Source organism: Bradyrhizobium sp. Ses1 (assembly GCF_059512365.1).
Map to the genome: position 1 here is coordinate 23,480 of NZ_JCAMOQ010000030.1, position 25,581 is coordinate 49,060.

Consider the following 25,581-nt stretch of genomic DNA (forward strand, 5'->3'; position numbering starts at 1 on the left):
TGGAATGGCTCTAATAAGAGCCGTCTATGATGCAATTGGAAAACCAGAAGAACGCCCGTCCGTTGGGCGTTCGCAGGCAAAGATAAGGCCGCGCATCTGACTTTGGGCTCCGACTTGGGTCCTGCGCGGATAAGGTAGGAATGAAACCGACTGATATCTCGGCGCCGGACTATTTTCACAAAGTAGTCGACTGCCAATGGGCCTGCCCCGCACACACTCCGGTTCCCGAATATATCCGTCTGATTGCCGAGGGGCGTTACAGCGACGCCTACATGATCAATTGGCAATCGAACGTGTTTCCCGGCATTCTGGGCCGCACGTGCGACCGTCCATGCGAGCCGGCGTGCCGTCGCGGCCGCGTCGAGGAAAATCCGGTCGCGATCTGCCGCTTGAAGCGCGTCGCGGCCGACTTCAAGGACGATATCAAGCACCGTTTGCCACGGCCCGGACCGAAGAACGGCAAGCGCATTGCGCTGATCGGCGGCGGCCCCGCGTCGCTCACGGTGGCGCGCGACCTTGCCCCGCTCGGCTATCACTGCACCATATTCGACCAGGATCCCAAGGCCGGCGGCATGATGCGGACGCAGATCCCGAAATTCCGCCTGCCGGATTCGGTGATCGACGAGGAAACCGACTACATCCTGGGCCTCGGCATCGAGTTCAAGGGCGCCCACCGCATCGACAGCCTGAAGCAACTGCTGTCCGAGAACTATGACGCGATCTTCGTCGGCTCCGGTGCGCCGCGCGGCCGCGAGCTCGACATTCCCGGCCGCAAGGAGGCAGCCGCCAACATCCACATCGGCATCGAGTGGCTGTCGTCAGTGTCGTTCGGCCATGTCGAGAAAATCGGCCGCCGCGTGATCGTGCTCGGCGGTGGCAACACGGCGATGGATTGCTGCCGCACCGCGCGCCGCCTCGGCGGGGCGGACGTGAAAGTGATCGTCCGCTCCGGCTTCGACGAGATGAAGGCCTCTCCCTGGGAGAAGGAAGACGCGATCCATGAGGACATCCCGATCCTCAACTACATGGTGCCGATCGCCTTCATCCACGACAACGGCAAGCTCACCGGCGTCACCTTCCAGAAGGTGAAGGCCGAATACGACGCCAAGGGCCGGCGCAATCTGGTGCCGTCAGGCGAGCCCGACGAGACTGTGGCCTGCGACGACGTGCTGGTCGCGGTCGGCCAGGAAAACGCCTTCCCCTGGATCGAGGCCGATTGCGGCATCGAATTCGACAAATGGCACATGCCGAAGGTCGATCCGACGACCTTCGCGTCGACCAATCCAAAAGTGTTCTTCGGCGGCGATGCCGCGTTCGGCCCGAAGAACATCATCTGGGCGGTGGCGCATGGCCATGATGCCGCGCTGTCGATCCACAAGATGCTGTCCGGCGAGGACATCAACGAGCGCCCGCTGCCCGAGGTGCACGTTTCCTCGCAGAAGATGGGCATCCATGAATGGAGCTACGACAACGACATCTCCACCGACAAGCGGTTCAAGGTGCCGCATCGCGACAAGGTGATCGCGCTGAAGGACATCCGCGCCGAGGTCGAGCTCGGCTACGACCTCAAGCTCGCACTCGGCGAAGCCGAGCGCTGCCTGAACTGCGACGTGCAGACCGTGTTCACCGCGCCGCTCTGCATCGAATGCGACGCCTGCGTCGACATCTGCCCGATGGATTGCATCACCTTCACAGAGAACGGCGAGGAGGACGATCTGCGACAGCGGCTGAAGGCGCCCTCGCCGCATCACGACCAGGCGCTCTATGTCGCCGACGGGCTGAAGACCGGCCGCATCATGGCGAAGGACGAAGACGTCTGCCTGCATTGCGGGCTGTGCGCCGAGCGCTGCCCGACCGGCGCCTGGGACATGCAGAAATACCTCATCGATATGGTTCACGCGGGATCAACATGTCAGTCCAAAGCCCGATCAGCAGCGTAAACGACTTCGTCGTCCGCTTCGCCAACGTCAACGGCTCGGGTTCGGCGAGCGCCAACGAATTGTTCGCGCGTGCGATCCTGCGCCACGGCGTGCCGGTGTCACCGCGCAACATCTTCCCCTCCAACATCCAGGGCCTGCCGACGTGGTATGAAGTGCGGGTGACAGAAGCCGGCCATCTCGGCGCCCGCGGCGGCGTCGACATGATGGTGGCGATGAACCCGCAGACCTGGGACAAGGATGTCGCCTCGATCGAGCCTGGCGGGTATCTGTTCTACGATTCCACCAAGCCGATGCCGTCGTCGAAATTCCGCGCCGACATCACCGTGATCGGGGTGCCGCTGACCGCGATCACCAACTCGACCTATACCGATCCGCGCCAGCGCCAACTGTTCAAGAACATCATCTATCTCGGCGCGCTGTCCGCGCTGCTCGAGATGGATCCGAAGCTGATCGAGCAACTGATCGGCGAGCAGTACAAGGGCAAGGAGAAGCTGCTCTCCTCCAACGTCCATGCGCTGCATCTCGGCCGCGACTGGGCGCTGCAAAACCTGAAATGCCCGATCGGGCTCAGGGTCAAGAAAGCCGACAAGGTCGGCGACCGCATCTTTCTGGAAGGCAACAGCGCCGCCGCGCTCGGCGCAGTCTATGGCGGCGCCACGGTCTGCGCGTGGTATCCGATCACGCCGTCATCTTCGCTCGCCGAGGCCTTCACGAACCACTGCAAGAAGCTGCGGCACGATCCGGAGACCGGTCAGGCGAAATATGCGATCGTGCAGGCCGAGGACGAGCTTGCTTCGATCGGCATCGTGATCGGCGCCTCATGGAACGGCGCGCGCGCCTTCACCACGACCTCCGGCCCCGGCATCTCCTTGATGACGGAGTTCATTGGCCTCTCCTACTTCGCCGAGATTCCGGCCGTGATCATGAACGTACAGCGCGCCGGTCCTTCGACCGGCATGCCGACGCGCACCCAGCAATGCGACATCATCGCCTGCGCCTATGCTTCGCATGGCGACACCAAGCATGTGCTGCTGTTCCCGGAAGATCCGGCGGAGGCGTTCGAGTTTGCCGCGACCGCCTTCGATCTTGCCGAGCGGCTGCAGACCGTGATCTTCGTGATGCTCGATCTCGATATCGGCATGAACCACCGGCTGTGCCGGCCGCTGCGCTGGGACGACGCGCGGCAATATGACCGCGGCAAGGTGATGACCAGGGAGATGCTGGAAGAAGGCCGCGATTTCGGCCGCTATCTCGATGTCGACGGCGACGGCATTCCCTTCCGCACCTATCCCGGCACGCACCCGACCAAGGGCTCGTACTTCACCCGCGGCACCTCGCGCGACCGCTATGCGCGCTATTCGGAGGAAGGCCCTGTCTACGCCGACAACATGCAGCGCCTGGTGCGCAAGTTCGAGACCGCGCAGGATCTGGTGCCGCGGCCGCTGCAGGCCAATGCGGCCAAGCCGACCAAATATGGCGTGATCTATTTCGGCTCGACCGCGCCGGCGATGGACGAGGCGATCGAGATTCTGGACGCGCGCGGCCATCATCTGGATCGGCTCCGCATCCGCGCCTTCCCGTTCCACTCCAGCGTCGCCAGCTTCATCGCCGACCACGATTTCGTTTACATCGTCGAGCAGAACCGCGACGCGCAGCTCCGGCAATTGATCGTCAACGAGAACGGCATCGATCCCGTGCGGCTGGTGCCGATCCTGCATTATGACGGCACGCCGATCACCGCGCGCTTCATTGCGAACGCGATCGGCGACCACCAGGACCATCTCAAAGTGACCCCTCTGCGCAAGGCCGTGTCATGAACTCTCCTTTCATCTCTCCGGCGTCATGCCCGGGCTTGACCCCGGCATCCACGCCTTTCTTTCTCCTGACCAGTACGTGGATGGCCGGGTCAAGCCCGGCCATGTCGCGGCGGGGATCGCAGGTGTTATTATGACCTACATTGCAAAGCCGAAATTCCATCATCCCGGCCTGAAGAAGAACGAGCTCGGCTATACCCACCGCGACTACGAGGGCAAGATCTCGACGCTGTGCGCCGGCTGCGGCCATGACTCGATCACAGCCTCGATCATCGAGGCCTGCTACGAGCTCTCGATCGAGCCGCACCGGGTGGCGAAGATTTCCGGCATCGGCTGCTCGTCGAAGACGCCGGACTATTTCCTCGGCAATTCGCACGGCTTCAACTCGGTGCACGGCCGCATGCCGTCGGTGCTGACAGGCGCCAACCTCGCCAACCGCGACCTGATCTATCTCGGCGTTTCCGGCGACGGCGATAGCGCCTCGATCGGCTTCGGCCAGTTCGCGCATTCGATCCGCCGCGGCGTCAACATGACCTATATCGTCGAGAACAACGGCGTCTACGGCCTGACTAAGGGCCAGTTCTCGGCAACCGCCGACCGGGGCTCGAAGTCCAAGAAGGGCGTGGTCAATACCGACAACGCAATCGACCTGGTCGCGATCGCGCTGCAGCTCGGGGCCACCTTCGTGGCGCGCAGCTTCTCCGGCGACAAGACCCAGCTCGTGCCGTTGATCGCGGCCGCGATCCAGCACAAGGGCGCGTCCTTCATCGACGTCATCAGCCCCTGCATCGCCTTCAACAATCACGCCGGCTCGACCAAGAGTTTCGATTATGTCCGCGAGCACAACGACGCCGTGAACCGGCTCGACGTGCTGGTCGGCCGCGAGCCGATCCATGTCGACTATGCGCCCGGCACCGTGCAGGTGGTCGAGCAGCACGACGGCTCGCGGATCGCGCTGCGCAAGCTCGATGCCGATTACGATCCGCATGACCGGGTGGGCGCGATGACCTTCCTGCAGAAGCACGCCGCCAAGGGCCAGATCGTCACCGGGCTGTTGTACGTCGATCCGGAAGCCGAGGATCTGCACGCCCATCTCAACACGGTGGACACCCCGCTCAATACGCTGGATACGAAGGCGCTCTGCCCCGGCTCCGCCGCGCTGGACAAGATCAACGCCAACCTGCGTTAGCTGCGCCCCCTCTCCCGCTTGCGGGAGAGGGCGGGGGTGAGGGTGTCTCCACGAGTCATTACGTGGAGAGGGCCCTCACCCGGCGCTATGCGCCGACCTCTCCCGCAAGCGGGAGAGGTGAAAGGAGCCTGCGCGCCCTCACTTGTCGCCGAGCACCTCGCCGAACAGGACCCATGACTTGCCGTCGAAGCGCGCCATCTGGATTTGCCTGATCGGCGTGACATTGGTCGGCTCGGTCGTCACCTTGATGCCCGGCAGCAGCATCGGCAATTCGAGCCCGTTGAGATTGCTGGCCTGCTTAATAATGTTATCGCGGCTGAGATCGTCCTTGCAGTTCTTCAGCACCGCAGCCATCACGCCAGCAACCGTATAGCCCTGCACATTGAAGAGATCGCCGGGGCTGGCATTCGGCTGATACTTCTTCATCCAGGCCGAGAATTCCTGCTGCGCGGGATCGTCGGCCCAGCGCGGATCAGTCGGGTCCTTCAGATACAGGCCAGTAACAACACCGACGGCGTTCTCAAGACCAGCAGGTTCGAGCACGGCGGATACGGAATTGGAGACGGTCGGCAGGATGATCAGCGGTTTCCAGCCCATGCCGGCGGCCTTGCGCAGCGCTTGCGCCGCGAACTTCGGTGTCGCCTCGGCAAAGAACACGTCTGCGCCGGACTCGCGCATCGACACCATCTGTGAATCGATGGTCGGATCGCTGGTCAGATAGGTCGTCTCGGATACGATCTGGCCGACATGCTCGCCGAGCCCTTCCTTGAAACCCCTCAGATAATCCTTGCCGGCGTCCTCGTTCGGCGTGATCACGGCGATCTTGGCGTCCGGCTTGGTCCGCAGAATGTACTTGGCGTAGAGCCTGCCTTCGAGTTCGTAGGTCGGGTTGAAGCCGACGGTCCAGGGGAACTGTTTCGGGTCGTTCCACCGCGTCGCGCCCGACGAGACGAAGAGCTGCGGCACGCGCTTGATGTTCAGGTATTTCTGAACGGCGATGTTGGGCGCGGTGCCGACGGAACTGAACAGCGCAAGCACCTCATCCTGTTCGACGAGCTTGCGTGTCTGCTCCACCGTCTTCGACGGCGAATAGGCATCGTCCAGGCTGTCGAATTCGATCTTGCGGCCGTTGATGCCGCCCTGGTCGTTCAACATCTGAAAATACGCGGCTTCCGCGCGCGCGATGGTGCTGTAGGCCGATGCGGGCCCGCTGTAGGGCGCGGTGTTTCCAAGCTTGATGGTGGTTTCGGCACTGAGCGAAGCTGACATCGTCAGCATCGAGAGCGCGGCGGAGGCGAGAGCGCCCGCCAGACATTTGCGAGTTGTCACGGTCTATTTCCTTTTTGGTTTTTTCGACCGCGCGCACCATACCAATCGCGCCAGATGAGGCAATCGCGCAAGAATTCCGCGTGCCGGCAATTCGTGAGACACACGATCGCTGCGTAGCCCGGGTGGAGCGGAGCGTAACCCGGGGACGGCTGCATCTGTATTTACGAGAGGTCCCGGGTTACGCTGACGCTTCACCCGGGCTACGGCTTCGACCGCTACGCCACTGCGGGCAGGATGCGCGGGCTCACGACATATTCCTTCAGCACCTTGTCGTGAGTGTCGACCTCGGTGAGAACCACGTCGTAGCTCCAGAGGTCGGCGAGGTGCTGCAGCACGCGACGCGCATCGGTTTCGACCAGTTGCGATCCCTTGACGACGGTATGGCGCAGCATCAGCCGACGATCGCCTTCAAGGTCGACATCGACGACCTCGATGTTGGGATCGATGAAGCCGACATCGTATTGCCGCGCCAATTCGCGGCGCACCCGGCGATAGCCGCGCTCGTCATGGATGGCATCGACGCGGATGCCAGCGGTCTCCGCGGGATCGTCATGCAGGTGGAACAGGCGCAGGCGCCGTACCAGCCGCGGGCTCAGGAATTGGCCGATGAAGCTCTCATCGCGGTAGTTGGCCCAGACCTCGCGCAACACGCCCATGACATCGCCCCTGCCCGCGATGTCAGGAAACCATTCGCGGTCCTCGTCCTCCGGCTCGGTCACGATCCGCTCGATGTCCTGCATCATCGCAAAGCCGAGCGCATAGGGGTTGAAGCCGGAGAAGCGGGGATCGTCGAATTCCGGCTGGAACACGACGTTGGTGTGCGACTGCAGGAATTCGAGGAAATTGCCGTCGGAAATGCGGTCCTGCTCGTGCAGCCGGTTCATGATGCGGTAATGGGTGTAGGTGGCGGTGCCCTCGTTCATTACCTTGGTCTGGCTCTGCGGATAGAAATACTGCGCGATGTGGCGAACGATGCGCAGCACTTCGCGCTGCCAGGGTTGCAGCCGCGGCGCGGTCTTCTCCAGGAAGTACAGGATGTTTTCCTGCGGCAGCCCGAGCAGGATGCGGCGGCGCTCCGCGGTCAGCGCAGCCCTGGTCTTCGCGGGTCCCGTCGGGACCGTGCGCCAGAGATCGTTGAAGGCGCTCTCCTCATGCGCGCGGCGCTCGCCGGCGCGTTTCTCCTCGGTGCGCAGGTCGAGCTTCTTCTTGCCGGGATAGCGATCGATGCCGTGCGACATCAAGGCATGCGCGGCGTCGAGCGTATGCTCGACCGCCCGCCGGCCGTGGCGATCCTCGCAGTGCGAGATATAGCCCTTGGCGAATTCGAGATAGTCCAGGATGCCGTCGGCGTCGGTCCATTGCTTGAACAGGTAGTTGTTCTTGAAGAAATGGTTGTGGCCGAAGGCTGCGTGCGCGATCACCAACGTCTGCATGGTCGCGGTGTTTTCCTCCATCAGGTAGGAAATGCACGGCGAGGAGTTGATCACGATCTCGTACGCCAGTCCCATATATCCTTTGCGGTAGGACGCTTCCTGAAAGGCGAAGTGTTTGCCGAACGACCAGTGTTTGTAGAACAGGGGCATGCCGACCGACGAATAGGCGTCCAGCATCTGCTCGGCGGTGATGACCTCGATCTGGTTGGGATAGACGTCGAGACCGAGCTCCGATTTCGCGATCTCCTCGCAGGCATCGTGGACGCGCTGCAGCGTGCGGAAATCCCAGTCGGCGCCGTCGAACAGCCGCTCACCTGTCTTCGTCATGGCGTGGCCTTCTCCTGCTTGCCGCGACGCTTGAACAGGTCCTGGAACACCGGGAAGATCTCGCTGCGCTCGCTCACCTTGCGCATCGCGAGCGGCGCGCCCTCGTTGCGCAGGCGCTCGTAAAGGGTCCAGAGCGAGGAGTCCGGCATGTCGAAGGTGTAGTTTGCGGCCTCGCCGACTTCGAGATAGGCAAAGAACTGGGTGACCGGGAGGATCTGCTCGGTGAGCAGCCGTCCGGTCAGGAGGCTGTCCGAGGTCATGTTGTCGCCGTCCGAAGCTTGCGCGGCGTAGATGTTCCAGTCAGCCGGTCGAAAGCGGGTGCGTACGATATCGTGCATGGCCTGCAGCGCGCTCGAGACCAGCGTGCCGCCGGAAGCGGGGCCATGGAAGAACGTATCCTCGTCCACCTCTTCGGCGCGATCGGTGTGGCGGATGAACACGATCTCGACGTGGCGATAACGCCGCTTCAGGAACACGTAGAGCAGCATATAGAACCGCTTCGCCAGGTCCTTCATGTGCTCCGACATCGAGCCTGACACGTCCATCAGGCAGAACATCACGGCTTGCGCCACCGGCTTCGGCACAGTCTCGAAACGGCGGTAGCGGATATCGATGGGATCGATGAACGGGATCCGTTTGGCCTTGGCCTTCAGCGCCGCGATCTGCGCCAACAGTTCGGAGCGTCGCGGCTCCTCGGCCTCCGCCGCCTCCGCCTCGAGCTCGGCGATCTGTTCGGGCCGCGGCCGGCGCAGCGCGACGCGACGCGCCAGCGCGAGCTTGACGGTGCGGCTCACGGAGATGTTTGCGGGCGAGCCCGAGGTGGTGTAGCCGGCGCGATGCAGGCCTTCGCTCTCCGCCTCCGCCAGCTTGCGCTTGGCGAGGTCGGGCAATTCCAGGTCGTCGAGGAACAAATTGACGAACTCGTCGCGGCTCAGGACGAAGCGGAACGCGTCCTCGCTGTCGCCCTCGCCCGGCCCCGTTCCGCGGCCACCGCCCTGGTTCGGACGCGGCAGGATATCGCCTTCGACGAACTTCTTGTTGCCGGGCAGCACCATGTCGCGGGTGCCGCCCTCGCGGCGGAAGCGCGGCTCATCCATGCCGTCGAGCGGTATGGAGATCTCACCGCCTTCCAGCACATCCTTGATGTCCCGGTCCTGCGACGTCTTCTTGACTGCTCCCTGAACCAGGGCCTTTGCGCGCCTCAAGAACCGCTGTCGGTTCTCAAGGCTCTTGCCGCCCGGATTCAGGCGCCGATCGACAATGTGCATCGTCACTTCGCATCCCGCCTCAGCCAGCCTGCTTCACCCGCATATACCATTCGACGAGACGGCGGACCTGCCGCTCGGTGTAGCCACGCTCCACCATCCGCGCGACGAAGTCGTCGTGCTTCTTCTCGGTCTCGCCGTCCTTCTTCGAACCGAACGAGATCACCGGCAGCAGATCCTCGACTTGCGAGAAGATCCGCTTCTCGATCACGTCGCGAACCTTCTCGTAGGAGGTCCAGTTCGGGTTCTTGCCGCCATTATGCGCCCGCGACCGCAGCGAGAATTTGACGACCTCATTGCGGAAGTCCTTCGGGTTGGCGATGCCGGCGGGCTTCTCGATCTTGGTCAGCTCCTGGTTCAGAAGCTCGCGGTTGAGCAACTGGCCGGTGTCGGGATCCTTGAAGTCCTGATCCTCAATCCAGGCGTCGGCGTAATCGACGTAGCGATCGAACAGGTTCTGGCCGTAATCCGAATAGGATTCGAGATAGGCCTTCTGGATCTCGTTGCCGATGAACTCCGCGTAACGCGGGGCGAGATCGGCCTTGATGAATTCGAGATAGCGCTTCTCGACCTCCTCGGGCAGCTGCTCGCGGCGGATCGAATGCTCGAGCACATACATCAGGTGCACGGCATCGGCCCCGACCTCTGTCGTGTCGTGGTTGAAGGTGGCGGCGAGCACCTTGAACGCGAAGCGCGTCGAGACGCCGTCCATGCCTTCGTCAACACCGGCGGCATCGCGATATTCCAGGACGCTGCGCGCCTTTGGATCGGATTCCTTCAGGCTCTCGCCGTCATAGACCCGCATCTTGGCGAACAGCGTCGAGTTCTCGTGCTTGCGCAGGCGCGACATCACCGAGAAGCGCGCCAAGGTCTCCAGCGTCGCCGGCGCGCAAGGTGCGCTGGCAAGCTCGGAGCCCTGGATCAACTTCTCGTAGATCTTCTGCTCCTCGGTGACCCGCAGGCAGTAAGGCACCTTGATGACGCAGATGCGGTCGATGAAGGCCTCATTGTTCTTGTTGGCCTTGAAGCTCTGCCATTCCGCCTCGTTGGAGTGCGCGAGGATGATGCCGCCGAACGGGATCGCGCCGATATTCTCGGTGCCGATATAGTTGCCTTCCTGCGTCGCCGTGAGCAACGGGTGCAGCATCTTGATCGGCGCCTTGAACATCTCGACGAATTCGAGGATGCCCTGGTTGGCGCGATTGAGTCCGCCCGAATAGCTGTACGCGTCGGGATCGTTCTGCGCGTAGGTCTCGAGCTTGCGGATATCGACCTTGCCGACCAGCGAGGAGATGTCCTGGTTGTTCTCGTCGCCGGGTTCGGTCTTGGCGACCGCGATCTGTCGCAGCCGCGACGGCTGGATCTTGGCGACGCGGAATTGCGAGATATCACCGCCGAAGGCCTCGAGCCGCTTGTAGCACCACGGGCTCATCAGCCCGGTGAGGCGCCGCTGCGGAATGCCGTACTTCTCCTCCAGCATCGGCCCGAGCTGATCCGGATCGAACAGGCTGAGCGGGCTTTCGAACACCGGGCTCAGTTCGTCGCCGGCCTTCAGCACGTAGATCGGATGCACTTCCATCAACGCCTTGAGCCGCTCGGCGAGCGATGACTTGCCGCCGCCGACCGGCCCGAGCAGATAGAGGATCTGCTTGCGCTCTTCCAAGCCTTGCGCGGCGTGACGGAAGAAGCCGACGAGCCGCTCGATCGTGTCTTCCATGCCGTAGAAGCCAGCGAACGCCGGATAGGTGCGCATCGTGCGGTTCATAAAGATACGGCCAAGGCGAGGGTCCTTGGCCGTGTCGATCATCTGCGGCTCGCCGATCGCGGCCAATAGTCGTTCTGCTGCATTCGCATATCGCATCGGATCAGTTCGACACGACTCGAGATATTCCGCCATCGACATATCGCTCTGGCTTCGAGCCTCGAACGACCTAGCGAAAGCGTTGAACAGAGAATCGTTGTACATGATCCCTCTCCACGATATGTTGCGCCGCCTTACGAGAACGACCCGGTTTGCCGAAACGTTCCTCGAATCATGCTCGACATGCTGGTCCTATTGGACACTCGCCAGCCTCTCTTCCGCAATGCGCGGCGCAAGCAGCTGCTGCCTTATCAACAAGCAGCCAGCCTAATAGTTCATCAAAAACGCGATTTGTCATTTACTTTCTTGGCCATGTAACTGGTCCGCCACATCCGTGATTCTACCGGAATGCATGCCGGAGGACCGACAAAGACCAGGCTTCCCTGCCATCCGCAAATGCCATTCTGACCGCCTTTTGGCCGCCATCGCGCTGCTCCTTCACGCCTACGAACTGCCACAGGTTTGAACGCATCGGCTTCTGCCGCGACTAAGCCAAACCTGCCGGCACATCGTGACGCTGCGTCGTTGCCGCGCCGATCGAGGTGGCGTGTATCATTTCATATAGATCGCTTGCGTTCGCTGAACAGATCATGAAGCGTATTTTATTCTCCGTTCATCTTGTTGTAGCAGCCGCAATGCTCGCGGGAATTGGCCACACTCGCGCCGAAGATGGCGTCGACAGCGCCAAGACCGCAGCTTTCGACAAGAGGATATTCGCAGGCCCCCTCGCCGAAAAGAGCTACGCCTGCTTCGTGCGCGGTTATGACGCCAATCATCTGGCGCAACGTCCGAAGCAGAAAGTGAGCGCGATGAAATTATTGGTGGCGGCGGAGAACGCGCGGGAGGAAAAAACCACCAGCCACTCCTTCCGCCTTGGAATTAAGTACCGTCACCGCACCGGCAATTTCGACTCGAGCGGCTTTTGCGGCCATGTTGTCACAGAGGACGCGAGCAATGAAATCCGTTTCGATTGCGGCGTCGATTGTGAAGGTGGCGGTATCAATGTGGCATTGTCGAAAGACGACAAGTCCACCATCATCCGTCTTGAGCGGATCAGGACTTGGAATCGCAACAAGCCGGACCATGAGGCCGAAGGCGCGCTCGTCGCCGGCGCGGACGACAGGCTCTTTCGCGTCGATCACGCAGGCGCGGAAGAATGTGCCGAGCTTGTGACCGACCGCCGGGAACTCGCCGCCATCAGGCACAAATGATACGCTCGCGAAGTGGATAATACGCTCGTCGGCCAGCCAACTCAATTGAGGGAGGGTGCCATGCATCGCCGCAGCATCTTAGCCGGCGCGCTTACGACTTTAGGCGCCCTAGCCGGCTCACGCGCCCGCGCCGCCACCGAGGCATCTCCTCCCGCCAACCTCAAGGTAGTCTATCACCTGAGCGACCTCGAAAAGGTCGACTTTGTGCTCGGCAACATCCAGAACCATTTCGACGGCGTCGTCGGACCCGAGAATGTGACCATCGCCCTCGTGGTCCACGGGCCGGCGCTGCGCGCGTTCCACGCAGCCTCCGCCAATCCCGACCTGTCGCGGCGCGTTCAGCAATTTCCGGGGATGGCGTGGAGCTTGCCGCCTGCGGCAACGCCATGAAATCGCAGAATGTCAGCCTGAAGGAGCTCCTCCCCGGCTTCGCGGTCGCCGACAAGGGCGGCGTCGTCCGCCTCGCCGAGCTGCAGTCGCAGGGCTACCTGTATCTCAGGCCGTGAACAGTGCACTGCACCGTCATAAAATTGTTCAGAGTTCGCGGTTGCATCGGATCAAATCCGAGGGATCGAACCTGTCAGGGTGGAGTTGTCTCTTTTTGATGCGCATATTCATTTTTGGCAGCCCTTTCCGCCCCGTGTTGACAATCCGGTCTCGCCCCAGAAAGCTGCTGGGGAACCCGTCCACCGACCCGATCGAGCAGAAACAGGCATCATGAACCCCGTCAAAACACTCGAAAACCACGGCCAATCGGTTTGGCTGGACTTCCTGGCCCGCGGCTTCGTTGCCAAAGGCGACCTCAAGCACCTGATCGACGAGGACGGCGTCAAAGGCGTCACCTCCAACCCCTCGATCTTCGAGAAGGCGATCGGCAGCTCGGACGAATATGACGGGGCGATCGGCCATGCGCTGAAGAAGGGCGATCGCCCGGTCGCCGAACTGTTCGAGCATCTCGCCATCACGGACATCCAGCACGCCGCCGACGTGCTGCGTCCGGTCTATGACCAGCTCGACGGCAAGGACGGCTTCGTCAGCCTCGAAGTGTCGCCCTATCTGGCGATGGACACCAGGGGCACCATCGCCGAAGCGCAGCGGCTCTGGAAGGAGGTTCGGCGCAAGAACCTGATGGTGAAGGTGCCGGCGACGCCGGAAGGCCTGCCCGCGATCGAGCACCTGATCGGCGAAGGCATCAGCATCAACATCACGCTCCTGTTCTCGCAAAAGGTCTATCTCGAGGTCGCCGAGGCCTATCTGAAAGGCCTGGAGAAGTACGTCGCCGGCGGCGGCGACCCCTCGCATATTGCGAGCGTGGCGAGCTTCTTCGTCAGCCGCATCGACACCGCCGTCGACAAGCAGCTCGACGACAAAATCGCGAAGGCCAACGATCCCACCGAGAAGGAGCGGCTGGCGTCGCTGAAGGGCAAGGTCGCGATCGCCAACGCCAAGCTGGCGTACCAGGATTACAAGCGGATCTTCGCCGGTCCGCGCTGGGAAAAACTGATGGCAAAGGGTGCCAAGCCACAGCGGCTCTTGTGGGCCTCGACCGGCACCAAGAACAAGGACTACAGCGACGTTCTTTATGTTGAGGAGCTGATCGGCCCCGACACGGTCAACACCGTGCCGCCGGCAACGCTCGACGCCTTCCGCGACCACGGCAAGGTGCGCGACAGCCTCGAGGAGAACATCGAGGACGCGCGGAGCGTGCTCGATGAACTGGAAAAATCCGGGATCTCGCTGGATGCGATCACCGCCGAACTGGTCAAGGACGGCGTCAGGCTGTTCGCCGATGCCGCCGACAAGCTCTATGGCGCCGTCGCGTTCAAGCGCGCCACCTCGCTCGGCACCGGGATCGACGGCCAGAAGCTCAAGGTCGGCGGCGAGCTTGCCAAGGCCATCGAAGAGAATACCGAGGAATGGCGTGCCTCGGCCAAGGTCCGCCGGCTCTGGCAAAAGGACAAATCGGTCTGGACCGGCGAGGATGAGGACAAATGGCTGGGCTGGCTGACCAGCCCGGCGAAGGCCGACATCGCCGACTACGAGGATTTCGCCGAGCGCGTGAAGGGCCAGAAATTCACCGACGCGGTCGTGCTCGGCATGGGCGGCTCCAGCCTGGGGCCGGAGGTGCTGGCGGAGACCTTCGCCAAGAAGGCAGGCTTCCCCAAGCTGCACGTGCTCGATTCCACCGACCCGGCGCAGGTGCGGGCGATGGAAGCGGCGGTCGATATCTCGAAGACGCTGTTCATCGTCTCCAGCAAATCCGGCGGCACCACCGAGCCGAACGTGATGAAGGACTATTTCTTCGACCGCGTCTCCAAGACGATCGGCGCCGCCAAGGCCGGCCACCGCTTCATCGCAGTGACCGATCCCGGCTCGTCGCTGGAGAAGACGGCGAAGCGGCAGGGTTTTGCCCGCATCTTCTATGGCGAGCCTACGATCGGCGGCCGCTACTCGGTGCTTTCCCCCTTCGGCCTAGTGCCGGCGGCAGCCGCCGGCATCAATGTCCGCAGCCTGATCAAGCATACGCTGTCGATGGTGCGCTCCTGCGGCGCCGACGTGCCGCCGCACGAGAACCCGGGCGTGCAGCTCGGGCTCGCGATGGGGCTCGCCGGCCTCGAAGGCCGCGACAAGGTGACGATCACCTCGTCCAGGAAGATTGCCGATTTCGGCGCCTGGGCCGAGCAGTTGATCGCCGAATCCACCGGCAAGGACGGCAAGGGCCTGATCCCAATTGACGGCGAGACGCTGGCCGAGCCGGCTGCCTATGGCGACGACCGCTTCTTCATCGATCTCCGCACCGAGGGCGAGGACGACGCCGAGCATGACGCCCGGCTGGACGCGCTGGAGCAGGCCGGCCATCCCGTGGCCCGCATCGTGCTGCCGTCGACCGACCATATCGGCCAGGAGTTCTTCCGCTTCGAGATCGCGACGGCGGTCGCAGGCTCGGTGCTCGGCATCAACCCGTTCAACCAGCCGGATGTCGAGGCGGCCAAGATCAAGACGCGCGAATTGACCGCAGCCTTCGAGAAGTCCGGATCGCTGCCAGCCGAACAGCCGGTGGTCTCCACCGCCGAGGCCGACCTCTACACCGACGAGCACAACGCCGCCGAGCTGCGCAAGGCCGGCGCCGACGGCACTCTCGGCTCATGGCTCAAGGCGCATTTGTCGCGCTCGCACCGCGGCGACTATGTCGCCCTGCTCGCCTATATCGAACGCGACAAAGCGTTCATCGACGCGCTGCAAAAAATGCGGCTTGCCGTGCGTGACAGCAGGCATCTTGCCACCTGCGCCGAGTTCGGTCCGCGCTTCCTGCACTCGACCGGCCAAGCCTACAAGGGCGGCCCCGACAGCGGCGTGTTCCTGCAGATCACCGCCGATGATGCCGCGGACCTGCCGGTGCCAGGCCAGAAGGCGAGCTTCGGCGTCATCAAGGCAGCGCAGGCGCGCGGCGATTTCGACGTCTTGACCGAACGCGGCCGGCGCGCGCTGCGCGTCCATCTCAAGGGCGGACTCGGCCCGGCGCTAGCCACGCTGGACGCCGCACTTAACGAAGCCCTCAACTAGAGCATGGTCCCGAAAAACCGGACACCGGTTCTCGGATCACGCGCAACAGTCAAGGACATGACAACATGCAGCTCGGCATGATCGGCTTGGGGCGGATGGGTGGCAACATCGTCCGCCGGCTGATGGCCCATGGCCATACCGCCGTGGTCTACGACAAGGATCCGAAGGCGGTCGCCGCGCTTGCCGCCGACGATGCCTTAGGCTCCGCCTCGCTGGAGGAATTCGTGCTCAAGCTGGAGCAGCCACGCACCGCCTGGGTGATGCTGCCGGCCGGCAAGATCACCGAGGCGACGATCGAGGCGCTGTCCAAGCTGATGCAGCCGGGCGACACCATCATCGACGGCGGCAACACGTTCTGGCAGGACGACGTCCGCCGCGGCAAGGCGCTGAAGGAACGCGGCCTGAATTACGTCGACGTCGGCACCTCCGGCGGCATCTGGGGCATCGAGCGCGGCTACTGCATGATGATCGGCGGCGAGAAATCCGTCGTCGACCGGCTCGACCCGATCTTCAGCGCACTCGCGCCCGGCCTCGGCGACATTCCGCGCACGCCGCACCGCGAGGGCCGCGATCCCCGTATCGAGCAGGGCTACATCCATGCCGGCCCGGTCGGCGCCGGGCATTTCGTCAAGATGATCCATAACGGCATCGAATACGGCCTGATGCAGGCCTATGCCGAGGGCTTCGACATCCTCAAGAATGCGAGCAGCGAGGCGCTCCCGCCGGATCACCGCTTCGATCTCGAGATCGCCGATATCGCCGAGGTCTGGCGCCGCGGCAGCGTGATCCCGTCCTGGCTGCTCGATCTCACCGCCATCGCGCTCGCCGAGAACGCCACCCTCGATAATTATTCCGGCTTCGTCGAGGATTCCGGCGAAGGCCGCTGGACCGTCAACGCCGCGATCGACGAGGCGGTGCCCGCGGAAGTGCTGACGGCGGCGCTGTTTGCCCGCTTCCGCTCGCGCAAGGACCACACCTTCGCCGAGAAGATCCTCTCCGCCATGCGCGCCGGTTTCGGCGGCCACCGGGAGCCGCCGCAAAGCGCCAAGAAGAGCTAGGGAAGGCCCAATGATGACGAACGGTCACGCGCAAAAGAAACCCGACCCTTGCTCCTTCATCATCTTCGGCGTCACAGGCGACCTCGCGCACCGACTGGTGATCCCTGCCCTCTATAATCTCGCAGCGACCAATCTATTGCCCGACAGATTCTGCATCGTCGGCGTCGCCCGCGGCGGCATGTCGAACGAGGAATTGAACGCGAGCCTGATGAAGGGATTGCGCCAGTTCGCGACCCGTCCGGTCGATGAGACCGTCGCCAAACGCCTGTTCGAATGCGTGACCGCGGTCGAAGCCGACCCGAAGGATCCCGCCTCCTTCGACAGGATGGCGAGCGAACTCAAGGAACGGGAAGCGGCGCGCGGCACCGGCGGTAACCGGCTGTTCTATTTGGCCACTCCGCCGGGCGCCTTCCTGCCGATCACCAAGCAATTAGCCCGCACTGGCATGCTGGCCGAAAACGGCTATTGGCGGCGGATCGTGATCGAGAAGCCGTTCGGTACGGACCTTGACTCGGCAAGGCACTTGAATGCCGAGTTGCTGAAGCTGGTCGACGAGCATCAGATCTACCGGATCGATCATTATCTCGGCAAGGAAACCGTCCAGAACATCCTGGTGCTGCGCTTTGCCAACGGCATGTTCGAGCCGATCTGGAATCGCAATCATATCGACCACATCCAGATCACCGTCGATGAGAAGCTCGGTGTCGGCCATCGCGGCAGCTTCTATGACTCGACCGGCGCGCTGCGCGACATGGTGCCGAACCATCTGTTCCAATTGATGTCGCTGGTGGCAATGGAGCCGCCGATCCGCTTTGACGCGCATTCGGTGCGCACCGAGAAGGCCAATGTGCTGGCCGCGATCCAGATCCAGAGCGAACAGGAAGCGCTGCACAATTCGGTGCGGGGGCAGTATCGCGGCGGCAAGATCGGCGACACCGTGATCGAGGACTATTGCAAGACCACGGACGTCAAGCCCGGCAGCGCCACCGAGACCTATGCCGCGCTCAAGCTGATCATCGACAATTGGCGCTGGGCCGGCGTGCCGTTCTATCTGCGCACCGGCAAGGCCTTGGCCGCCAAGCGCACCGAGATCGCCATCAAGTTCAAGCAGGCGCCGTTCGCGATGTTCCGCGACACGCCGATCGACCAGCTCTCGCAGAACTACCTCGTGATCTCGACCGAGCCGACCGAGGGCATCGAGCTGCAGTTCAACACCAAGGTTCCCGGCCCGACCATCGACATCGACGGCGTCGAGATGAAGTTCCGCTACAAGGACTACTTCAAGGCCGAGCCGTCCACCGGCTATGAGACGCTGATCTATGACTGCATGATCGGCGACAACATCCTGTTCCAGCGTGCCGACAGCGTCGAGGCCGGCTGGCAGGCCGTGCAACCCTTCCTCGATGCCTGGAAGAAGGCTGGCGGCGCCGGCCTGCAGCCCTACAAGGCCGGCTGCGAGGGGCCTGAGGCGGCCAACGCGCTTCTGACCCGCGACGGCCGTAGCTGGCGAAAGCTGAGCTGACCATGACCGCCGTCGGTCGCCGCCAGATCATCACCGTCGCCGATCCCGCGGCGCTGGCGAAGGCCGCCGCTGAGCGGGTGCTGGCGCGGATTGCCGCGAACAGCGGCCGGATCGCGATCTGCCTGACCGGCGGATCGAGCCCGAAAGCGCTTTACCAATTGCTCGCGACCGAGCCCTACCGCGCCAGGATCCCGTGGGACCGCGTGCACTGGTTCATCGGCGACGAGCGCTTCGTGCCGGCTGGCGATCCCAGGAACAACATGGCGATGGCGCGCGCGACATTCCTGGATCGCTACGCGCCCGCCCCCCACATCCATCCGATCCCGACCTATGCCGCCAGCCCCGATGAAGCGGCGGAGCGCTATGCGCGCGAGCTGCAATCGTTCTACGGCGCGGAAGATCTGGACGCCGCCCATCCGCTGTTCGATCTGGTGCTGATGGGTGTCGGGCCGGATGGACACGCCGCCTCGCTGTTTCCGAACTACCCCGCGATCGAGGTGATCGACCGTTGGGCGGTCGGCGTGCCCAAGGCCAATGTCGAACCGTTCGTGCCGCGCGTCAGCCTGACCCTGCCGACGCTGGCTTGCTGCCGCGAAATGCTGTTCGAGGCCGCAGGCAAGGAGAAGCGCGCAATCCTGACCCGCGTCTTCGCCGGCGAGAACCTGCCGGCGAACCGCACGCAATCGATCGGCGAGACGGTCTGGTTGATCGACGAGGCGGCGCGGCCGGAGAATTTTAGTGGCTGATCCGGCAACCCTCTGCGCCCTCGTCGTGATGGGCGTCTCCGGCTCAGGCAAGAGCACGATCGGCGAGACGCTCGCGGGGCGGCTCGGCTGGCGTTTCGAGGACGGTGATCGCTTTCACCCCGCAAGCAATGTCGCGAAAATGAGCGCAGGCCAGCCGCTCACCGATGACGATCGCCGCCCCTGGCTGCAGGCAATCGCCGATGAGATCGACCGTGTCTGCAAGGCTGGCGAGCGCCTGGTGGTCGCCTGCTCGGCGCTGAAGCGCGCCTACCGCGACATCCTGCTGCATGGACGCAGTGACGTCGGCATCGTCTTCCTCGACGGCACCGAGGCGCTAATCGCGAGCCGGCTCGCCCATCGCAAGGGCCATTTCATGCCGCCGGGCCTCCTCGCCAGCCAGTTCCAGACCCTGGAGCCGCCGGCCCTGAGCGAACACCCGATCACCGTCTCGATCGACGCGACGATCGAGACCATCGTCGACGCCATCATCCGCCAAATGAAGTAGCCCCATGACCCGCATCGCCCTGCTCGTTTCCGACGTCGACGGTACGCTATTGACCAAGGACAAGGTTTTGACGGCCGCCGCCCGCGCAGCCGCGCAAAAACTGCATGCGGCCGGCATCGGCTTCACCATCGTCTCCAGCCGCCCCTCGATCGGCATGGGATTTTTGATCGAGCCGCTGGCGATCACGCTGCCGGTCGGCGCCTTCAACGGCAGCTCGATCATCGATCCAGAGCTCAAGCCGATCGAGCAGCACCTGATCCCGCCCGCGACCGCGCGGCGGGCCATCGATCTGCTCCGCGAATTCGGCGTCGACATCTGGCTGTTCACCAACGACCGCTGGCTGACGGCCAATCTCGACGGCGAATATGTCGCGCACGAGCGGCACACCATCAGGCACGAGGCGACCATCGTTACGGATTTCGCGCCCTATCTCGACCAGGCCTGCAAGATCGTCGGCGCCTCTTCCGACGCCCCGCTGCTCGCGCGCTGCGAAAGCGCGATGCAAGAGGCCGTCGGCACCGAGGCGACCGCCGTCCGCTCGCAAACCTATTATCTCGACGTCACCCCGCCCGGCCACGACAAGGGCACCTTTGTCGAGGCGATGGCAAAACGATTGGGCATTCCGACCGAGGCGGTGGCAACCATCGGCGACATGCGCAACGACTTGCCGATGTTTGCAAGGAGCGGCGTTCAGTTTGCCATGGGCAACGCAACCGATGAGGTCAAGAGCCACGCCAAGTTCGTCACCGACAGCAACGAGCATGACGGCTTCGCCAAGGCGATCGAGATGGTGCTGAACTATAACGAGACCGCGTGACGGCGAATGCACCGCCGTCCCGTCAGCTCTCCTTGCTCCCCGCGCCCTCGACAAAATCCACCGGCGTTTCTTTCTTGACGCTCGTGCCAAGCAGCGTTGCGTCCCAGTTGGTCAGACGGACGCAGCCATGGGATTCCGATTTGCTGATCTTCGATGGTTCAGGCGAACCATGGATACCGTAACCCTCCCCTGAAAGCCCGATCCAGTATAGCCCGACCGGATTGTTCGGGCCGGGCTTGATGACGAACGGCCGCTTGGCGTGCACGCCCTTGAACTTGTAGGCCGGGTTGTAGCGGTAGAAGGGATTGGCGTCGGACGAGATCACCTTGAGCGTGCCGCTCGGCGTCGGCTTGTCCTCGCTGCCGACAGTTGCCGGAAAGAAGGCGACCAACGCGCCGCCGCCGTCGAAGGCCTTGACGGTCTGCCGCGACTTGTCGACTTCGATCCGCGCCACGTTGAGCTTCAGCTGGGGATCGCGACCGTTGACGACAAGAATGGTCTCGCCGGCGCGGTCGAACTTCTTGCCGGGGTTGAGCTGGGCCAGCAGCCCCTCGCTCATGTGGAATTTCTCCGCAAGCGCCTCGCGCGCGCTCTTGTAGCCGAGCGCCGACAGCGATTTCATCGCCTCCAACTTGGCGGGAATCCTCCTGATAAACGGTCCTTTCACATCCTTTTCGGAGATCGTGTAGCTCGTGATGATGTCGCCTTGGGCAGTCTCGTTCAGCTTTGCCCAGATCTCCGGCGTGAGCGTCTTCTGAAAGGACAGGCCCTTGGCTTCCGCGAACGCCTGTAGCGCCTTGCGCGTATTCTCGGCAAACTTGCCGTCGATCTCTCCGGGCGAGAACAGCGCGCGCTCGAGCAGCACCTGGGCCTTGATGATTGTCGCGTCGGCCTTTTCCTCGGACGCGGGGCGAGCCCGGTACCCGGCCTTGTTGATCGCCGCGGCATCAAGACCGGCAGCGAATGCCTGCCCCGACATCAGACATGCAACCAGCGCTGCGGCGAACAGGCGAGCCATTGCCGATCCTCCAACCAGATATTTTCAGACAATGATCGTTGACCCCGCCGGTTCCTTCGCGCGGGTCCGGGCGGCAGCCTATTTCGACCGCTGCACGGCCGGCTTCTCGGCCGCCCGCTTGGCGTCGCTGAGATTGTGCGCGGTGTTGATCAGCGCGATATGAGTCAGCGCCTGCGGGAAATTACCGGTCTGGCGGCCGGCGATGGCGTCGTACTCTTCGGCGAGCAGGCCGAGGTCATTGGCAAGCGCGATCACGCGATCGAACAGCGTTTGCGCCTTCCCGACCTCGCCCGCGAGCACATAGGCATCGGCAAGCCAAAGCGTGCAGGCGAGGAAGGCGCCTTCGATCGGCTGCTTCTCTTCGGAGACTTCGCGCGGATCGTGCCGCATCACGAAGCCATTGCGCATCAGGTATTGCTCGGTCGCGGCCAGCGTACCGCGGATCCGTGAATCGGTCGGCGGCAGGAATCCCACCGCCGGCAGCAGCAGGATGCTGGCATCAAGCAGCTTGGAGCCGTAGGATTCGACGAACGAGTTGAGCTTGCGATCAAACCCCTTGGCGCAAACATCGCGGTGGATGGTCTCGCGCAGCACCAGCCATTTGTTGAGCGGCGCCTTGAGGCCAAATTTCTGCGCGCTCTTGATGCCGCGGTCGAAAGCGACCCAGGTCATCACCTTCGAAAAGACATAGTGCTTGCCCGCGCCACGACGCTCCCAGATTCCGTGGTCCGGCCGGTCCCATTCTTCCGCAAGGTGTTCGAGCACAGCGCATTCCAGCGACCAGCTCGCATCGTCGAGCTGCAACTTCGCGACGCGCGCCTGGTGGAAGGCGTCGATCAATTCGCCGTAGACGTCGAGCTGCAGTTGCGCATGCGCGGCGTTGCCGATGCGCACCGGCTGCGCGCCCTCATAGCCGGGCAGCCAGACCGCTTCCCACTCCAGAAGCCGCCGCTGGCCCATGATGCCGTACATGATCTGCATGTTGGCCGGCGTCCCCGCGGCCGCGCGCAACAACCAATTGTGCCAGGCCAGCGCTTCCTCGGTGTAGCCCGAGTTCATCAGCGCCAGCAGCGTGAAGGTCGCATCCCGCAGCCAGCAGTAGCGGTAGTCCCAGTTACGCTGGCCGCCGAGTTTTTCCGGCAGCGAGGTCGTGGGCGCCGCGACGATGCCGCCGGTCGGCGCGAAGGTCAGCGCCTTCAGCGTGATCAGCGAGCGCAGCACGAGGTTGCGACCAAACCCCTCATAGGTGCAGCGGCTCGACCATTCGGTCCAGAACGCTTCGGTGTCCTGCAAGGCTTGGGCGGGATCGATCGGCCCGGGAACCGGCAGATGCGAGGGTCCATAGGTCATCACGAAAGGCAAGCTCTCGCCTTCGCCGACCGTGAATTCGGCCACCGTGGTCATGTTATGGCCGCGGGTCTCGACCGGCGAGCGGAGCACGATCATGTCCTGCCCGGCGATCGCCAGCAGCGCCGACCCGTCCTCGCTCTTCTTGACCCAGGGAATATCAGCACCCAAGCCGAATCGGATGATCAACTCCATCCGCAGCTTGACGCTACCCTTCACGCCGCGCACCAGCCGCACGATGTCGGAAGCATTGCCGCGCGGCGGCATGAAATCGATCAGCTCGACGACGCCGCTTTCGGTCTCGAACCGCGTCTCCAGGATCAGCGTGTTGTCGCGGTAACGGCGGGAGGTCTTGATGATGGTCCCAGCTGGCGCGATCAACCAGCGGCCATGCCTGTTGTTGCCGAGCAGCGCCGCGAAACAGGCATCGCAATCGAAGGCGGGCCAGCACAGCCAGTCGATCGATCCGTCGCGGCCGACAAGCGCCGCCGTCTCGCAATCGCCGATCAGTCCGTAATCCTCGATCCTGCAAGACACGGTGGCGACTGCTCCTCTTTAAGCTGGTGCGGACGACCGCTCGCGAGTGGCGTTCCTCAGTGCTTCGACATCGATGGCGGAGGCGATGTGCTCGATCGACACCGGCAGCCGCCGCCGCCAGTTCGGATGTTCGTCGACGGTGCCGGGGATGTTCGGCTGATCGACCAGGCCGAGCAGGTCCTCCAGCGAGATCGTCAGCAGGCGGGACCTGGTCCGGGAGAGGAAAGTAGCGACCGAATAAAGATCATGGCGGTCGATGCCATTCTGGCGCAGCACCTCGTCCAGCATGCCCAGCGCATGCCAGCGCGCCTGGTCGCTTTCGCCCGGATCGATGCCGAGCGAACGCTTCAGCTTCAAATCGCTGAACGAGCGCCAGCCGGCATAGGTCGCAAGATCATGAGTGTTGAAGGTGACGAGCGCATTGGCGGCGTAACGGTCGGTGCCGCGAAACGCCCCGGTAGCGTCGCGCTCGAACATCATCACGAGATAGGACCAGATGCCCCAGTCGTTCATCTGCTCACGAAAACCGTCCGGCACGGTGCCGAGATCCTCGCCGATCACGACGCAACGATGCGCCACGCTCTCCTGCGCGGTTGCGGCCAGCATCGCCTCGAACGGCATCTGCACATAGGCGCCGTTCTCGGGGCCAAAGCCCTGCGGCACCAGATAAAGCCGCTTCAAGCCGAGCACATGGTCGAGCCGGATTGCGCCGGCATGGCGCATCGAGGCGCGCAGCATCTCCCGATACGGCTCGAAGGAGCGCATTTCGAGGCCGGCGGCGTTGAAGCCGGCAAGACCCCAATCCTGCCCGGCGGTGTTGAGCGGGTCGGGCGGCGCGCCGACGCCGAGCAGGCGCGAGATCGCTCCCTGCTCGTTCCAGGCATCGAAGCCGTCGGACTGCACGCCGACGGCGACATCGAGATAAAGCCCAACCTTCATGCCGAGCTGGTGCGCCAGCGCCTTGCATGCCGCAAGCTGCCGGTCAGCGTTCCATTGCACGAACTCGACGAATTCGATCTCGCCGAAATCGGCGCCCTTGCGCAGACGGCTGCACTTGCCGTCGTCCGGCCGCCGCCATTCTTCGGGCCATTCCCACCAGGGCTGGTTGAACTTTTTCCGCAACACCTCGAAACACGCGAAGCGCGACAAGAGAGGCCCGCGCTCGCTCCTGAAGCGTTCGAAGTCCTGACGGCGCTCGAGCGTCGGGCTCGCCTTGAAGCTCGCAAACGCGGAGCGCAGCGCCTGCCATTTTGACGCCGCAACCGCACGATAGTCGACGATGTCCCCGGCGCGCAGTTGCGCGAGCTTGTCCTTCGCGCTGGGATCGACGCGGAATTCCGGCAGCTTCTCGACGTCGATATAGAGCGCGTTGAGGAACAGCCGGCTGTTCGGCGAATAGGGGCTACAATCACCGGGACGGTCATCGAACAGCGCATGCAGCGGGTTAAGTCCGACACCACCGGCACCCAATTGATGGGCGAGTTCGATCAAGCCCCGCAGATCGGTGAAATCGCCCATGCCCCAATTGCGCGCGGAACGCACGCTGTAGAGCTGAACCGCAAGCAGCCAGCAGCGGTCAAAATCGCCGCCAAAGGCACGTTCCGGTGCGACAATCAGCGGCAGCTCTTCGGTCGATCCGGCAGCATCGTTCAGGCGGAGCTGGTACACCCCGACCGGCAAATCCTGCGGCCAGGATATCGTCTGGTCGCCCGCCTCACCCTTCGCCATCATTTTGCCACCAGCCGAAATCGTCCATCCGACCGGCAACTTGGCGTCGATCGAAAGCTCCGAGGGCGCCGGGCGGCCGCGCCGCACGACAACCGGCTGATCGATCCACCGGCGTGGCTCGCGCGGCGGCAAGGCGTCGAGGATCGTTTTCAACGCAGCCGCGTCTGTCACACGGCGGTGGCCCTGACCGTCGATATATTCGGTCGTAATTCCAAGGTCTCTGGCTTTGGCGTAGGGGTCCATTCGGCACGCGCTTTGCACATGACCCGGGAGAGTGGGTCACGAAATTATGTAGATGCGGGAAGGGGATAGATGACGTTTAACTCGCTGTCCTTCGAGGCGTTCCATGGGAACCAATGTCCCATGAGCG

General features: G+C 63.2%; 17 protein-coding genes and 1 pseudogene. 11 read left to right on the forward strand and 7 right to left on the reverse strand.

Annotated elements, in window-relative coordinates; all coding sequences use genetic code 11:
• Window positions 1-140 precede the first annotated feature (140 nt).
• From AC5ZG5_RS28430 to AC5ZG5_RS28440, 3 genes are all read left to right on the forward strand, one after another.
• The gene (locus tag AC5ZG5_RS28430) at window positions 141-1,940 is read left to right on the forward strand and encodes an FAD-dependent oxidoreductase (RefSeq protein ID WP_456642047.1); all 1,800 of its coding nucleotides are present in this window, start codon (window positions 141-143) and stop codon (window positions 1,938-1,940) included.
• On the forward strand, window positions 1,910-3,757 hold the full coding sequence (locus AC5ZG5_RS28435) for a 2-oxoacid:acceptor oxidoreductase subunit alpha (protein ID WP_456642048.1): 1,848 nt from the start codon (window positions 1,910-1,912) through the stop codon (window positions 3,755-3,757). The genes AC5ZG5_RS28430 and AC5ZG5_RS28435 overlap by 31 nt, the downstream gene beginning before the upstream one ends.
• Before the next feature lie 130 nt (window positions 3,758-3,887).
• Window positions 3,888-4,943 (forward strand): 2-oxoacid:ferredoxin oxidoreductase subunit beta, encoded by a 1,056-nt coding sequence (locus AC5ZG5_RS28440; RefSeq protein ID WP_456642049.1) that lies wholly within the window; start codon window positions 3,888-3,890, stop codon window positions 4,941-4,943.
• 138 nt (window positions 4,944-5,081) lie between these two features.
• Here AC5ZG5_RS28440 and AC5ZG5_RS28445 read toward each other — a convergent pair whose 3' ends face one another.
• The 4 genes from AC5ZG5_RS28445 to AC5ZG5_RS28460 form a co-directional block, all read right to left on the reverse strand.
• Window positions 5,082-6,272, reverse strand: a complete 1,191-nt coding sequence (locus AC5ZG5_RS28445; protein WP_456642050.1) for an ABC transporter substrate-binding protein — start codon at window positions 6,270-6,272, stop codon at window positions 5,082-5,084.
• A gap of 215 nt (window positions 6,273-6,487) precedes the next feature.
• Window positions 6,488-8,032 (reverse strand): SpoVR family protein, encoded by a 1,545-nt coding sequence (locus tag AC5ZG5_RS28450; RefSeq protein ID WP_028166582.1) that lies wholly within the window; start codon window positions 8,030-8,032, stop codon window positions 6,488-6,490.
• Window positions 8,029-9,300 (reverse strand): YeaH/YhbH family protein, encoded by a 1,272-nt coding sequence (locus tag AC5ZG5_RS28455; protein WP_456642192.1) that lies wholly within the window; start codon window positions 9,298-9,300, stop codon window positions 8,029-8,031. Before AC5ZG5_RS28455 ends, AC5ZG5_RS28450 begins: the two co-directional genes overlap by 4 nt.
• A gap of 19 nt (window positions 9,301-9,319) precedes the next feature.
• Entirely contained in the window at window positions 9,320-11,263 is a 1,944-nt protein-coding gene (locus AC5ZG5_RS28460) for a PrkA family serine protein kinase (RefSeq protein WP_028166580.1), read from the reverse strand.
• A 485-nt stretch (window positions 11,264-11,748) separates the two neighbouring features.
• On the opposite strand from AC5ZG5_RS28460, the gene AC5ZG5_RS28465 reads away from it, so the two are divergent.
• The 8 genes and pseudogenes from AC5ZG5_RS28465 (at window position 11,749) to AC5ZG5_RS28500 (ending at window position 20,581) form a co-directional block, all read left to right on the forward strand.
• Window positions 11,749-12,369 (forward strand): hypothetical protein, encoded by a 621-nt coding sequence (locus tag AC5ZG5_RS28465; protein ID WP_456642051.1) that lies wholly within the window; start codon window positions 11,749-11,751, stop codon window positions 12,367-12,369.
• 60 nt (window positions 12,370-12,429) lie between these two features.
• Window positions 12,430-12,875: pseudogene (locus AC5ZG5_RS28470) on the forward strand (DsrE family protein).
• A 211-nt stretch (window positions 12,876-13,086) separates the two neighbouring features.
• On the forward strand, window positions 13,087-15,933 hold the full coding sequence (locus AC5ZG5_RS28475; protein ID WP_456642052.1) for a bifunctional transaldolase/phosoglucose isomerase: 2,847 nt from the start codon (window positions 13,087-13,089) through the stop codon (window positions 15,931-15,933).
• 65 nt (window positions 15,934-15,998) lie between these two features.
• Window positions 15,999-16,991: a phosphogluconate dehydrogenase (NAD(+)-dependent, decarboxylating) gene (gene gnd, locus AC5ZG5_RS28480; RefSeq protein WP_028166575.1), complete on the forward strand. Its 993-nt coding sequence runs from the start codon at window positions 15,999-16,001 to the stop codon at window positions 16,989-16,991.
• A 10-nt stretch (window positions 16,992-17,001) separates the two neighbouring features.
• Entirely contained in the window at window positions 17,002-18,513 is a 1,512-nt protein-coding gene (gene zwf, locus AC5ZG5_RS28485; protein WP_456642053.1) for a glucose-6-phosphate dehydrogenase, read from the forward strand.
• A 2-nt stretch (window positions 18,514-18,515) separates the two neighbouring features.
• The gene (pgl, locus tag AC5ZG5_RS28490) at window positions 18,516-19,259 is read left to right on the forward strand and encodes a 6-phosphogluconolactonase (protein WP_456642054.1); all 744 of its coding nucleotides are present in this window, start codon (window positions 18,516-18,518) and stop codon (window positions 19,257-19,259) included.
• A gap of 28 nt (window positions 19,260-19,287) precedes the next feature.
• A complete protein-coding gene (locus AC5ZG5_RS28495; RefSeq protein ID WP_051397014.1) occupies window positions 19,288-19,764 on the forward strand; it encodes a gluconokinase in 477 nt (158 codons plus the stop codon).
• 4 nt (window positions 19,765-19,768) lie between these two features.
• A complete protein-coding gene (locus AC5ZG5_RS28500) occupies window positions 19,769-20,581 on the forward strand; it encodes an HAD family hydrolase (RefSeq protein WP_456642055.1) in 813 nt (270 codons plus the stop codon).
• 22 nt (window positions 20,582-20,603) lie between these two features.
• On the opposite strand, the gene AC5ZG5_RS28505 is transcribed toward AC5ZG5_RS28500, so the two are convergent.
• From AC5ZG5_RS28505 to malQ, 3 genes are all read right to left on the reverse strand, one after another.
• Entirely contained in the window at window positions 20,604-21,599 is a 996-nt protein-coding gene (locus AC5ZG5_RS28505; RefSeq protein ID WP_456642056.1) for a L,D-transpeptidase, read from the reverse strand.
• A gap of 78 nt (window positions 21,600-21,677) precedes the next feature.
• Window positions 21,678-23,483, reverse strand: a complete 1,806-nt coding sequence (locus AC5ZG5_RS28510) for a glycoside hydrolase family 15 protein (protein WP_456642057.1) — start codon at window positions 23,481-23,483, stop codon at window positions 21,678-21,680.
• An 18-nt stretch (window positions 23,484-23,501) separates the two neighbouring features.
• A complete protein-coding gene (gene malQ / locus AC5ZG5_RS28515; RefSeq protein ID WP_456642058.1) occupies window positions 23,502-25,454 on the reverse strand; it encodes a 4-alpha-glucanotransferase in 1,953 nt (650 codons plus the stop codon).
• Window positions 25,455-25,581 lie beyond the last annotated feature (127 nt).